The organism is Mycobacterium dioxanotrophicus, assembly GCF_002157835.1.
GTDB lineage: Bacteria > Actinomycetota > Actinomycetes > Mycobacteriales > Mycobacteriaceae > Mycobacterium > Mycobacterium dioxanotrophicus.
The window spans coordinates 1,428,421-1,441,328 of record NZ_CP020809.1 but is presented as its reverse complement, the minus strand read 5'-3'; the positions used below and the strand labels follow the sequence as shown (position 1 = coordinate 1,441,328).

General features: G+C 62.6%; 12 protein-coding genes, 2 pseudogenes and 1 other annotated feature. Of the genes and pseudogenes, 3 read left to right on the top strand and 11 right to left on the bottom strand.

Annotation, left to right across the window (positions count from 1 at the left end; genetic code table 11):
- The first annotated feature begins 29 nt into the window (after nucleotides 1-29).
- Complete coding sequence (locus BTO20_RS40310; protein ID WP_269770335.1) at nucleotides 30-1,271, top strand: serine/threonine-protein kinase; 1,242 nt, start codon at nucleotides 30-32, stop codon at nucleotides 1,269-1,271.
- 176 nt (nucleotides 1,272-1,447) lie between these two features.
- Here BTO20_RS40310 and BTO20_RS06890 read toward each other — a convergent pair whose 3' ends face one another.
- From BTO20_RS06890 to BTO20_RS40295, 6 genes and pseudogenes are all read right to left on the bottom strand, one after another.
- Complete coding sequence (locus tag BTO20_RS06890; RefSeq protein WP_087074468.1) at nucleotides 1,448-2,161, bottom strand: PDDEXK family nuclease; 714 nt, start codon at nucleotides 2,159-2,161, stop codon at nucleotides 1,448-1,450.
- A gap of 326 nt (nucleotides 2,162-2,487) precedes the next feature.
- Entirely contained in the window at nucleotides 2,488-2,787 is a 300-nt protein-coding gene (locus BTO20_RS06885) for a hypothetical protein (RefSeq protein WP_087072533.1), read from the bottom strand.
- Nucleotides 2,777-3,565, bottom strand: a complete 789-nt coding sequence (istB, locus tag BTO20_RS06880; RefSeq protein WP_087072468.1) for an IS21-like element helper ATPase IstB — start codon at nucleotides 3,563-3,565, stop codon at nucleotides 2,777-2,779. Before istB ends, BTO20_RS06885 begins: the two co-directional genes overlap by 11 nt.
- Before the next feature lie 25 nt (nucleotides 3,566-3,590).
- A complete protein-coding gene (locus tag BTO20_RS40305) occupies nucleotides 3,591-3,947 on the bottom strand; it encodes a hypothetical protein (RefSeq protein WP_232490947.1) in 357 nt (118 codons plus the stop codon).
- Nucleotides 3,944-4,432 carry a hypothetical protein gene (locus BTO20_RS40300; protein ID WP_232491332.1) on the bottom strand — a complete coding sequence of 163 codons (489 nt, stop codon included), beginning with the start codon at nucleotides 4,430-4,432 and terminating at the stop codon, nucleotides 3,944-3,946. The genes BTO20_RS40305 and BTO20_RS40300 overlap by 4 nt, the downstream gene beginning before the upstream one ends.
- 437 nt (nucleotides 4,433-4,869) lie before the next feature.
- Nucleotides 4,870-4,932: pseudogene (locus BTO20_RS40295) on the bottom strand (hypothetical protein); the annotation flags it as partial.
- Between the two features lie 185 nt (nucleotides 4,933-5,117).
- On the opposite strand from BTO20_RS40295, the gene BTO20_RS06870 reads away from it, so the two are divergent.
- Nucleotides 5,118-6,304 (top strand): IS3 family transposase gene (locus BTO20_RS06870; protein ID WP_232491198.1). Its coding sequence is split into 2 segments (ribosomal slippage): nucleotides 5,118-5,346 and nucleotides 5,346-6,304, totalling 1,188 coding nucleotides; the frame shifts between segments, so codons are not numbered across the junction.
- Nucleotides 5,342-5,473: a sequence feature (AL1L pseudoknot), on the top strand. (Overlaps the previous gene by 132 nt.)
- A 28-nt stretch (nucleotides 6,305-6,332) precedes the next feature.
- Here the strand turns inward: BTO20_RS06870 and BTO20_RS06865 are convergent.
- Nucleotides 6,333-7,415, bottom strand: coding sequence for a hypothetical protein (locus tag BTO20_RS06865; RefSeq protein WP_087074465.1), 1,083 nt, complete (start codon nucleotides 7,413-7,415; stop codon nucleotides 6,333-6,335).
- 507 nt (nucleotides 7,416-7,922) lie between these two features.
- A complete protein-coding gene (locus BTO20_RS40290) occupies nucleotides 7,923-8,288 on the bottom strand; it encodes a hypothetical protein (protein ID WP_232491079.1) in 366 nt (121 codons plus the stop codon).
- On the opposite strand from BTO20_RS40290, the gene BTO20_RS40285 reads away from it, so the two are divergent.
- Nucleotides 8,265-9,002: a hypothetical protein gene (locus BTO20_RS40285; protein WP_232491078.1), complete on the top strand. Its 738-nt coding sequence runs from the start codon at nucleotides 8,265-8,267 to the stop codon at nucleotides 9,000-9,002. The genes BTO20_RS40290 and BTO20_RS40285 overlap by 24 nt on opposite strands.
- A 138-nt stretch (nucleotides 9,003-9,140) precedes the next feature.
- Here BTO20_RS40285 and BTO20_RS06855 read toward each other — a convergent pair whose 3' ends face one another.
- The 3 genes and pseudogenes from BTO20_RS06855 to BTO20_RS06845 all read right to left on the bottom strand — a co-directional run.
- Nucleotides 9,141-10,205, bottom strand: a complete 1,065-nt coding sequence (locus tag BTO20_RS06855; protein WP_157680159.1) for a DUF2510 domain-containing protein — start codon at nucleotides 10,203-10,205, stop codon at nucleotides 9,141-9,143.
- Nucleotides 10,206-10,312: 107 nt separating this feature from the next.
- Nucleotides 10,313-10,675, bottom strand: a complete 363-nt coding sequence (locus BTO20_RS06850) for a hypothetical protein (RefSeq protein ID WP_087074459.1) — start codon at nucleotides 10,673-10,675, stop codon at nucleotides 10,313-10,315.
- A pseudogene (locus BTO20_RS06845) lies at nucleotides 10,672-12,890 on the bottom strand (DUF3320 domain-containing protein); the annotation flags it as partial. The pseudogene BTO20_RS06845 and the gene BTO20_RS06850, both read right to left, overlap by 4 nt.
- Between the last annotated feature and the right edge of the window lie 18 nt (nucleotides 12,891-12,908).

Below are 12,908 nucleotides of genomic sequence, written 5' to 3'. Positions count from 1 at the left end.
CTGTACGGTGCGCAACCAGGCGGACGGCCGTGTTAAAGCCGGGCGAGAAGTTCGCCGGTTACCGTATCGTGCGCGCACTGGGCGCCGGCGGGATGGGCGAGGTGTATCTCGCAGATCACCCACGATTATTGCGTCAGGATGCGATCAAAGTCCTTTCGGCGCAACTGTCCGCGGACGAACGATTCATCAAACGGTTTCGGCGTGAAGCGGATCTGTCGGCATCGCTGTGGCATCCGCACATTGTCGGTGTACATGACCGCGGAGAGTTCAACAATCGACTATGGCTGTCGATGGATTTCGTCGACGGCACTGATGCGGCGCGCATGCTGGCCGACCGACCGCAGGGATTACCGGTTGCCGAAGTTTCCAGCATCGTCGAAGCCATCGCGGAGGCTCTGGACTTCGCTCACGAGCGGGGCATGCTCCACCGCGATGTCAAGCCGGCCAACATCCTGCTCACATCAGGTAAGAACAAGCGAATTCTGCTGGCAGACTTTGGCATTGGTCGTGAAATCGCCAACACTAATGGATTGACAGCGACGGGTATGACTCTCGGAACTGTGAGTTACGCCGCACCTGAACAACTGATGGGCGAGAACCTTGATGGCCGCGTCGATCAGTATGCGCTGGCCGCCACGGCCTACCACTTGCTATCTGGGCAGCCTGTGTTCGAGCATTCCAATCCGACTATCGTCATCAGCCGCCACCTCAACTGCACGCCTGCCCGCCTGGCCGACTCGCACCCCGAATTTGCCTTCCTCGACCCGGTACTGCAGCAAGCCCTAGCAAAAGACCCGGCGGAACGGTTCGCCAGTTGTGTGAAGTTCGCCGATGCATTGCGCCTCGCCGCCACCGCGGTGAAACAGCGCACAGCTGGGACCAGCACAGACACCGACATCTCATCCTCTGCGCCGACTCGGCTGGCGCCGGTGCTACCAGAGGTGCAAGCCGCGGCGGCCCCGACACAGGCCGCGCCAACTCCGAAGAAGAAGCGGTCCTCGGTCGTGTCCAGTCGGTCTACGCCGATCGCACAGGGCCGAGCTTCCGCCGCAGTACCGGTGAGGATCAACACTGTGCCGCCGAGCAGGCACCAGCGTCTGCCGTTACCCCTCCTCGTCTTCATGGTCGCTGGCTTCAGTATCGCAATCGCAGTCATTGTGATAAGTCTGGGTATCGCCATCAAAACGCTGTGGTTTGACGAAGAAATCACCCAGCCGGTCCAGACTCACCAGGTACCAACGCTTAATCCAGTGGTACCTAATGGAAAATAACACCGAGGAAGGTCCGCAGCAGCCAGACGTAGCGGCCACCTCGTCAAGGAGTTCCTCAAGGGACTTTTCCCATAGCAACCGACGGGCGGCGTACGAAACACCCAAAGTCGAGAGGTTTACATCGCGCGATGGAGCGACTACTTCGACGCGTGAAAACTCATCGAATCCGGTGCAAGTCAATTGATCTCGGTAAGGTCGATCCTCACGCTGTACAGCAACCAGCTGGTTGTCACACCATACTTATGCGCAACATCCTGGACCAGCTCGGCGAGACGCTCATCAGGTTGGCCAGTGACAATTAACAGCCGAGCGCCTGGCCGGCCTTCGCTCTTCGCTTGCGCCAACAGCGCTTTCATATATTTAGCCGCTTGCACTACAACACCCTGGTCGGCGTTGCCGGCCTTGAGTTCAAATCCGACAAGCTCGTCGGACTTTTTGTCCACCGCAAGGAGATCGATACGGCAATCGCCCGCGATCCGCACCTCTGGGCCACGGATCTGGAGATTGTTCTTCTTGCAATACGGCAACACGTCCTTGTTCATGAAGAGGAAGCGCGACAGCTGCTTCTCCTCATCGAATAGATGCCGTGGCAGCTGGTATCCCGGTACAGGCGCTCTCCGGTCAAAGAAATGGATTCTCGTCGCCGAAGTATTGCTCGGGTCGGTGAGCTCAGGGTAGGTCGCGATTCCGCAGTCCATCAGACGCTGCTCCAACGTCTGCAGCAGCTTGGCCGAGCTGCGCTCGTAGCCGGCTTCTCGTACGAGCGTTCCGAGCTTGCTGTCTGGACTTTGCGAAAGTGACCGTGTGGCCTCCGGTTTGTCTTCGACGCGCTTGCGCGCTTTGGCGACCAGCCGCTCAAGACGTTCCTCTTTGCTGACCAGTTTTGGCATCCTGCCGCGCCTCCGATCATGCTCGCTGGGCGTTTCCTACGCTGGAAGCGTTCCTATCACAACTTCGGCACGGCGGGTGGCACCTTTGTCGCACGCAAAACCAGCACGCCGATTCGTACAGACCCGTTGCATTCCGTCACTGTGAAACGCCCTGGAAATCCCGGAGGCTCCTGACCTTGGAAACGAGGATGCAGGTATGCCGAAGGAACAGTCGCCCGGGAAGCCGACGACACGTCGATACAGTGCTGAAGAGAAGGCTGATGGCGCTAAAGAAGACTGCCCAGAGATGCTAAGCGAAATTGCCCAGTTGGCTTGAGTGGCTAAGGTTAGCAGGTTCGTCGTTGCAGGGGAACGATTGTGCCGTCGCCGGGGGTGCTGGGGCGGGCAGCTTCTGGAGTGGTCAGCAAAGCGACGATGGTGATGGGTTCGCCGCAATGCGGGCAGGAACGGGTGGCGGCCGGCTGTGGGGCGGGTGGCCGGGCCTCGGTGACGGTGGCGGCGGTGTCGCTGTGTTTGCGTTGCTCCCAGGCGTGTTTGCGGCAGCGGTCTGAGCAGTAGATCTTGGTCGGTGTGGTGGCGGTGAATTCGGTCCAGCAGGCTTGGCAGGAACGGGTCTCAGCTGACATGGGCGGCGACCGCCTTACGCATCGTTTCGGCGGTGGCTTGGTGGTTGCGCAGCCGGTAGCTGGGTCCGTCGATACCGACCACGGTGGCGCGGTGCAGTAGCCTGTCCAACATGGCGGCTGCGACGGTGGCGTCTCCGAAAGCGGTTGCCCAGTCAGCGATCCCAACATTGGTTGTCAGAATCGTACTCGACTTCAGATACCGTTGGTTGATCACCTGGAACAACGCGGATGCCCCATCGCCGGGCAGCGGAAGGTAGCCAAGTTCGTCAATCACCAACAGTTTCGGTCCGGCGAAGAACCGCATGCAGGTGTGCCAGCGGCCTTCCAGGGCGGCTTTGTGGCAGCGGGCCGCCAGGTCGGCGGCGGTGGTGAAATACACCCGGTGGCCGGCCTCGACCGCGCCGCGGGCCAACGCGACGGCCAGCATGGTCTTGCCGACCCCGGGTGGGCCGACGAACAGCACGTTGGCCGCGTCGTCGAGGAAGCGCAGACTGGCCAGGTCGTTGATCAGTTTGGCGTCGACCCCGGGCTGGGCGGCGAAATCGAAATCGGCCATGGTCCAGGGTTCGGGCAGACAGGCGAACCGCAACCGTGAGGTCAGCCGGCGGGCTTCGGTGGCGTTGACCTCGATCTCCAACAGCCGCTCCAAAGCGGCGGTCAGGGACAGGTTTTCGGCGCGGGCGGCATCGAGGATGCGGGGTAGCGCTTCGGCTGCGTCGCCGAGTTTCAGATAGGACAGATGTGCCCGGAGTTGTTGGTATCGGCGGGCTTCGCTCATCTGTGGGACGGTTTTGCTCAAGGGGTTACTCCTGGTTCTGTTCGGTTGGATGGTGTTGGGGAACAACGGATAGCCGTGCTGCGGTCGCCGCATAGACGGCCAGATCGATCACTACCTTCTGGGCGGGATCGTTCGCCGGGGCACCACGCAGCCGCGCGGCCTCGGCAACGGCGGCCACCGAGGGCGGTCGCCGGGTCTTATGAGTGCAAGGCCTGGCCGTCGAGAACCCCGATAGCACTGCCTGTTCGAGCGCGACGACGTGACCGGCATCGCGCACCACCGCGCCGCTGCCGTCGACCGCGCGGCGGTGCGCGGCAACAACGGCTCCCGATGCCGTGGTCAATTGCACGGTGTCAGAGCCCAGGCGGTGGGTGACGGTCACCGTGGCCCCGGCCAGCCCCGGCGGCACCGAGTACTGATTGCCCGCCAGGACACCAACGCTTGTGGAGTGACGATGCGGTGTTCGGTCAACTCGGCCGGATACGAACCCGTCGGCAGTGACCGTAGTGGTTCGGCATCGGCCAGGGCGCCGACGGTGGTGGCCTGCCCGTCGCGGCGCCGGCGGCGCCCGTCGAGCTTCACGCACAGCCGGTCCAGCGACGCCTGGGCTTGCTCGATCGTGGTGTCGTCGGTGACGGTGCGCCACCAGCGTTGGGCGGCAGCGTGATTGGACTTCTCCACCACACCCTTGCGGTTGCCCCGTCGTGGCGGGCACACATCGACGGCGACAGCGTAGTGTTTGGCCACCCCGGCGAACGCCGCGGTGATCCGGCCCGATTCGGGATGACATACCGTGGCCATCCGGTCGAACCGCCACCGCTGGGTGACCCCACCCAACCGGATGCTGACCGCCTCGATCGCTTCCACGACGTGCGCGAAGTCCTCGGCCGGGCCAGCGCCCCGCGCCAGCGGCTCGAATGGGCCAACGCCCCGACCAGCAGGTGGGCATGCCGGTCAGCCGCCCACGATGCTGGTGGATCGGGCAGCTCGACCCAGTCCCACTGAGTCTCGACCCCGGGCGGATGATCGATGACCGCGACGTCGCGGCCCTTGACCGACTGACACGGCTCGCAATGCGGTCGCAGCCCCAGGTTTCGGATTGCCAGGGTCAGCGACGGATACGAGCCGGTAAAACCTAGCTCGACGAGTTCGTCGAACAGGGTTGAGGCCCACAGGTGCGGATCGTCAGCCAGGCGGATCCGGCAGTACTCGACGAACGGATCGATCACCAGCGGTTCAGAGCGTTGGCGTTGCCCGGGTACTCGTTCCCCAGCCAGATAGGCCCGAACGGTTCGGCGATTGATCCCGAGATGGCGAGCGATCGCCGATATCGACCAACCCTGCTCCCGAAGCGCATGCGCTTCCACATCACCCTCCAGCGACAGCAAACGACGGCCCTCCCATTCATCAGCGGAAACACAACTCCGCTGACGATGAGCAGAACCCCGACAAGCAGTCCGACGACACGCCGAACCACCGCTGCCAACTGGGCACTTTCAATTAGCGAGACTGAGCACTTTCACTTAGCGCCATCAAGGCCACCGCGGTGCGGATGGTCCGCACGCTGCGGGCTGAGCTGGGCACCGAGCAGGGCACGGTGCAGCGGGTCGCTCGCCAGCTCGGCTACGGCGTGGAATCGGTGCGCACCTGGGTCCGTCAAGCCGACATCGACGACGGTTATTCACCCGGGGTGTCCACCGTGGAATCCCAGCGCATCAAAGACCTCGAGCAGGAGAACCGAGAACTCAAGCGCGCCAACGAGATTCTGAAACGAGCGGCGAGTTTCTTCGGGGCGGAGCTCGACCGCCAACACAAGAAATAGTCGAGTTCATCGACGCCAATCGCGAGGAGTTCGGGGTCGAGCCCATCTGCACCGTCCTGCGAAGCGCAGGCCTGCAGGTGGCCCTGAGCACCTACTACGACATCAAAGCACGGGTCCCGTCGGCGCGGGCCCAGCGTGACGCCGTCCTGGGGCCGGCGTTGTGTCAGCTCTGGAAAGACAACTACTGCGTCTACGGGGCCCGCAAGCTCTGGAAAACCGCCCGCCGCGACGGCTACGACGTCGGCCGGGATCAGGTGGCCCGGCTGATGCGGGATGCCGGCATCGAAGGAGTCCGGCGCGGCAAACGGGTCCGCACCACCAAACCCGACCCAGCCGCGGCGCGGCATCCAGACTTGGTGAAGCGAAAGTTCACCGCGACGGCACCGAACGACCTTTGGGTGACGGACCTGACATTCGTGCCGACCTGGGCCGGGGTGGGGTATGTGTGTTTCATCATCGATGCCTATTCGCGGATGATCGTGGGGTGGCGGGTGGCCTCGCATATGCGGACCTCGATGGTGCTCGATGCACTGGAGATGGCGCGGTGGTCACGTGGAAATACGTTGCCAGGCTTGAGATGTCACTCAGATGCCGGGTCGCAATTCACCTCCATTCGCTACGGAGAAAGGCTCGCTGAGATCGGCGCAGTCCCGTCAATCGGGACCGTCGGGGACAGTTTCGATAACGCTCTCGCGGAGACAGTCAACGGCTACTACAAGGCTGAACTGATCTACGGCCCCGCCCGCACCGGGCCATGGAAGACCGTCGAGGACGTCGAGTTGGCGACGCTCAGCTGGGTCTACTGGCACAACACCAGCCGACTGCACAGCTACCTCGGCGACATCCCACCTGCCGAGTTCGAAGCTGCGTTCTACGATGCATACCGGACCGACCAACCCTTGATCGGAATCCAATAGCCCGAGCCTCCGGGAAACCCAGGGCGTTTCACTGGTCATCCAGCAACTTCTTGAGTTTTCTGGCACCAGCTCTCCCCGCTGCTGATGCGAGTTTAGTCGCCTGTCCCGCAGATGTTTTCGCCGCATTGAAGGCTGCTGTGCGTGCCGCTTTTTCGCCGTCGTCGGCACAGGCTGCAGCGTTTCCCTCAACTGAGTTCTCTCCTTGAGAGCTCCCACCTTCGAGGGTCTGTTCCGAAATCCGCGCAACTTCCTCGTAGCCCGCTGCGACGGCGGCTACGCGGTCTTCAACGTCCGTTGCGTCGACGGGCGTCTTCACTTTCGCCTCAGCGGTAGCGCGCTGAAGCTTTTCATGTGCTCGTCTGCGCCGATCCTCTGCAGCAGCGTGGGCTTCGTCGGCAGCTTTCTGCGCCGCTCGAAGCCTCTCGGGTTCGGCGACAGTTTCGGACAACCGGCTTGCGGTTGAAGCGGTCCGCTTCAACCTTGCCTCTACCTCCACGAGGTGATCGGCAATCTCTCTGATCTGGGCATCGGCATCGGAAATGAGTTCGCGATCGGCCGGTCCGGCGTCGGGCTTCAGATCCCGTATCCCAGCTGAAACGTCAGAACTGATGACGGCTTGCTGGGCAGCAACGAAGACAAGTCGCTCCAGTTCCAATTCACCGAACATTCCGTCTTGGTGCGCACGTCCCGTTCGCACGGTCCGCGCCGAGCGATAGATCCGTCGCATAGTTGACTTGATCTGTCGCGGCGCGCTGTCATAGTCAGCTTCACAAATGATGTAGCCGGTCTTTCGGCGGTGGTCCTCAGCAACCAGCCACAGGTAGGCGGCGAGGACGGTTGCGGCGACGGCGACAACGAGCGCACACGCGAAGATCAGCAGGACGCCGATGATGCCCAAGGTCCACACCGCCGCAACTCCGATCGCAACCACGATGGCTACTGACACGGGAGGTATCCACAACAACCAACGTGTCAGCTTCGTTCCAGGATCTTTCGTGTCCGGGTCGGCTGCACGACGCCGCAACTGCTGAAACGCGCGATAGAGAATGAATCCCCGGGCCCCGGCACCGACCAGCGTGATCGCAGTTCCGGCTGAAAAGTTCTGGCTCACGCGAGCATCATCGCACTGGGATGTGACATCAAGGCCTGAAAGCTGTTCCGACGCAGGTTTGTCCGTCGAACGTATGACAGGTTTTCGTTGAGCGATGACAGCCAACACTCCTAAGCCTTGCGCACGCGCCGGCCGTTCGGGACGGCGCATAATCGACCGGACAGGATCGGAGCCGACTTTCCATGGTGTCTGTCGCCAGTCACCCGCAACGGGCACCTATTCACTTAGATTGCCCGAGCACGAGCAAAGGGGATACAGATGGCAAGCGATCTTGAACCGGCGAGCCCGAGTCCGCCCGACTCTTCGAGGGAGTTTCCCGCGGTAGTGCCACACGAAGGCGAGATTGCCGTTTCCGTCCAGCCGGAGGGACTGCTCGTTGCGGGCGATCCGTCGGAGATCGAAGCCTATGTAGAACGCGTACGCGGTGTCGCAGGCCATGCGGTCGCGGTCATGGGAGTGGACAAAGCGACTCTCGGCAACGCAACTGGTCTGGCGGCCGGTGCAGCGTCATTTCTCGGCCAGTCCGCGAAGTTTGTGCAGCTGCACCCGGAGAGCCTCAAGGCAATCCAGAAAGGCCAGCTGATCCCGGGTACTGACGGGTTCTACCGGATGATGACGCGCGGCGCGGACAAAAAGTTCGTGAGTCAACTGCAGTGGAAGCACGCCAACATCACGCCGGCACGAATGATGTCGCTGCAGATGGTCGCCGTGCAACTCGCCCTTAAATCGGCGATCGCCGACGTCGAAGAATCCGTGCAGCGCGTCGAGGGCAAGGTCGAGGAAGTACTGCGACTCGCCCACGCCAACCGGTCTGGTGACGTACTCGGCGATCGCGTCACCATCGACCGGATGGCCGCCTACCTCGATCGGCATGGGTCGTTCTCGGACGCCGACTGGGATTCGATCGCCGGAATCGGCCCAGCCCTCAACCGCACCGTCGAGCAGCTCCGCCATCATGCCGACCGCACACTGCGAAGCTTCGACCCGACGAGACCGATCCAGGAACGTGCGGATTTCATCGTCAAGGCAGTCGAGAACAATCAGCTCGGGGAGACCCTGAGCCTCCTGGTCGTCTCGCAGGAATCGTTGTTCAAGTGGCAGCGGCTACGGCTGGCGCGGGTTGAAGCGACTCAACCTGAACATGTGCAGCAGGTTCTCGACGACGCCCGCGACTTGCTCGCGCGGCAACTGGTCGAGGACCACGCATTGTTCCAGCGCTCGCGAGACATCGTGGAGGCCGTCGCGAAAACCGAAGCCATAGATGGCTTCCGGATCTGGTCAGTGCAGGGTCTGCAACGCAGCCTGCCGATGCTTCGACAGGACCTCGAACGGTTCGGCAAGGCCCGGCGCACGCACATGCAGGAGTGGCAAGAGTTCAAGGCTCCGACTGCACGCGAGGCCGCGAATGCAGCGGTCGAGCGCGTAAGCGACACTGCCACCGTCGCACTTGGGGTTGCCAGCGACACCGCAACTTTGGCGCTCGGTGCCGCGAGCGAGGGCATCGACAAGATCGGCGGAATTTTTGGGCGGGCAAAGGACAAGAGCAGAGTCTGGCGGCGAGGGAAACCGAACGCTACTGACGACTAGTCGTAATCCGCAGGCACCGTCAGCTTCCCGGATCGAATGAACGTACTGCGCACACGCGCACGAATGCACCGTGACAGGGCCAATTGCGACGAGCATCCGCTGTTGCGACAACACCAATGACCTGACGAGCGCACACCCCTACTTGATCTTGGGTGCGACGTGCTCGGTCCAACTCAATCCGTCCCAGTACCGAAACATCCGCGGATCGCGGGGGTCGTCGTACCACGCTGCCGGCGGCAGCGGAGGCGCGACGGGAGTACCGGTTCGCTGATCACGATCCCCTTCGTTGTCGTTGTAGGAATGACGTGCCGCAGGCTCGACTGTTCCGACAACTCCGACCGAGATGTCGTACTGCAATGGATCTTCTTGCGTTGCCACGAGTTTGGGAACAGTCACTGCTTCACCGTCAAGCACTGCAGCGTCGGCCTCGTTTGCCTTCACACCGTCGATTCTCACCTCAGCGGCGACAGCCGATCCCGTGACATCACCCCAACACGCCGTGAGGAGCCCTCGGGCTTGAAGGTGACGGATCATCGGCAAGAATCGCTGGCTCATTTGTGGTGTCAACTGTCCGATGCGTTCGTCGTCGATCCGAACCTCGACGATCGACTTGCCCGAAGATCCACGGCCGGATGCACATTCGTGCAAGGTGACGAACAGCATGCCGTAGCCACTGGCCGGCACAAATTTCAGTAACGCGTCGCCATGGTCTTCTTCCTTGGTCACCTGGACGATCGTCGACCGAGGTATCAACGTGTACGCACCGTTAGGCGGGTCGTTGATCGGCAACGCGCTGTGGGGATCGCCCAACTTCAGTTGGATCTTCGCGGCGAACTCCTTCGGCGGGTCGCCATCACCATCCCAGTTGTCCCAGTCAACGGCGTCAAACGCGTACAGACGTCCAGGGACTACAGGGATGCATCCCGACGCGATAACGCGCCTGACCACATTGGCCCACTGCCGACAGTCCTCTCGCGGCAGATAGCCGACGGTACTGCCGTCCGCGCGCACTGAGATCGCCCACGGATCGTGCGGGTTGTCGGGTTCTGGGATCAGTTCGAAGGTTCGCCGAACCTCCGTCCCGCTCGGCGACCAGTCTGATGACATTAGCCTGTAAATCGCTGCTCCATAGGACTTTTCGCCGACAACGTCATAGTCACACCACGTTCCGCGCTGCTGGCTCCAGAGTTGGTACGGTTGCACTTCCCACCTACTTCACTGCCGCAAACATTCCATTGATAATCAGGAGCGCAGTCTCCGCACGGGCGCCGGTCCGTGCCTTGTTCCTCCGTGCGAAACCGCACACGGATCTAACCGCCCTGCAGCTCAAGCACAATCGGACGTGTCGACCGGATATGAACGTCCGGGAACTTCGCCACCAACGCACAGACGAACGCAGACCGTTTCACATTCAGTTTGTTGAGCAGCTCCTGCTGGCTCAGCTCTCCCTTGTCGCGCAACCGTTCCCACGCAGTCGCGATCATCCACGCTGGCACCCGTTGCGGCCCTGACCCGCGGCTCAACGACCGTTCGGTCTCCACCAGGACGCCGTCACGGTCCACTGCGACGATCCGATTGAGCTTCTTGCTGGACAACGTCAAGAGCACGGTACCGGGGCCGATCACCTCCGACACCTGGTCGTACAGGTCGGAATCAAACTGGGCCGCACTCATGCAACAAACACAATTCCGGATGGCGATTGCTTGAGCGTCCCCATCACGAGTGCCCGGTCCAACGCCTCAGCCAGCCGTGCACCGACATCGCGGGTAATGCGAACACCGCCGAACAACGCGAGCGCGTCCCGCTTCAGATCCTCGACCGCGATGCCACCGGACTGCTCGGCAACGACCGTCATCGCATTGCCGATCTCCACCAGGCTGATCTCGCCGACCCGGCGGCCCTCCCCCTTCTTGGAGGTGCGGACCGTCCGCCAGGCGATTGGATCAACGCCATTGGGCCAGTAGAAGTCTGGGTCGTTGGCACGTATGTAGTCCGCGGGCACGACGCGTTGGATCGCAACTCGCCGAGCTTCGGCCACCTTGCCGAGACTGAAGGCTCCAGCCACCAGCTTGGCCAGCCGGTCGCGGTGCACCGGTCCCTCGGATTCGATGATCGACTCGATCACCTTCACCACTTGAGACTTGTTGTAGCTGCCGTGGATCTCATCGAGAACGCGGATATCGCCGACGACGATTGGCATCCAAGCGCTGAAGTCCACCAGATTGGGATGCCGCGGCCGGGCCGCTGGCGCGGGTGGCGTCGTCGTCGCTGAGCGGAAGGCGAACGCCTCCTCCACCGCCGACACCGGTGGCGTCACTACCAACTCGGCCACGGCCGGCGGGGTCACGTCTTCGAGGACCGGTTCCGACAGCCGCCGCTTGGCGGCAGCCACGGCGTCTCGCAGCCGTGTGACGGTCGCCTCGCGATGGCTCAGCCACTCGGGCAGCCAAACCCGTTCCACGCCAGGCCAATGCAGCATTCTCGACAGCACCTCGACCGGCAGTCCGTCTCGGTCGCCGACGGTCCGGCGGCCATACCATTCGGTTCCGGCGAGCAGAACCGCCAGTAACGGCTGGTCCGGTTCATCGGGGTCGGCGATCACCAGGTCAACCCGGAAATCGGACAGCCCCACGTCGGCGGTCACGACGAGCCCGGACCGCCGCAGCTCGGCAGCAATATCGTCGCGGTGCCGGTCGATCACCGCATTGCGCCGGCCGCCTGGGTGATGGTCTGCACACCCCGCTGTGCCATCTCCAGGTATGCCCGCAGATGCTTGGTGCCCACCTGCGTCGTCTCCTCGGCGCGAAGCTCCGCTGGATCGAAACTCGCGTACAGCACCACTTCGCATCGGGCCCGGGTGATCGCCACATTGAGGCGCCGTTCACCGCCCGGCCGGGACAGCGGCCCGAAGTTCAGTGGCACCACGCCTTTGTCGTTCTTGCTGAACGCCACCGAGAACAGGATGGTGTCGCGCTCGTCGCCCTGGACGTTCTCCAGGTTCTTGACGAACAGACCGTCCGGTTCATCGAGGGCCTGCACCAGGCGGTCATCCCCGGCGTCGCGCAGTAGGTTCTCGATGAGGTCTCGCTGTTGGGCGTTGAAGGTGATGACGCCGATCGACGGCGCCGCATCGGGTGACGCGGCGAACCGGGTACGGATATCCGCCACGATGCGGTCGGCTTCAACCCGGTTGGTGCGCAGTGTCTTTCCACGCCCGGATCGTTCGAAGTGTCCATCGACCCGCACCAGCGAGATCCCGTGGCCGGAGTTCGGTGCAAGCGGCGCCGGGAACGACGCCAGCCGGCCGTTGTAGTAGTGGATATTGCTGGACGCGATCAGCGCCTCGTCCTGGCTGCGGTAATGCCAGGACAGCCACTGCTGCGGCACGAGCGACTGCACGCATTCGCTGAGGATCGACTCCTCATCGGCGACGACTTCGGGGTTGGCGTCCTCCTCGCCCTCGTCGACGGCGGCGTTGGCTTCGGCGAAGATGGTGGGTGGCATCTGCTTGCTGTCACCCACCATCACAACCGATTTCGCGCGTCCCATCGCCCCGATAGCGTCGGCAACCCGGATCTGTGAGGCCTCGTCGAACACAACGATGTCGAAGATGTCGGCCTGGGCAGGGAAGAACCGGGCAACAGAGTCAGGGCTCATCAGCGTGCATGGCAGGATCTGGGTGATCAACTCCCCGAAGTTGTCCATCAGGGCGCGCACACTCATTCCGCCGCGCTTGCGGTCCAATTGTCTTTTCAGCAGGCCAATCTGGCCGCTCTCGGTATACGCGTCAAAGGTTCGGCCGGCGAGCAGTCGGGCCGGGATGGACCGGCGCAGCTCGTCACGGATCGCCGTCGAGCTGGTGGTGAACCGTTGGATCGCCTTTCCGTGCGGCGAGAAGAGATGTCG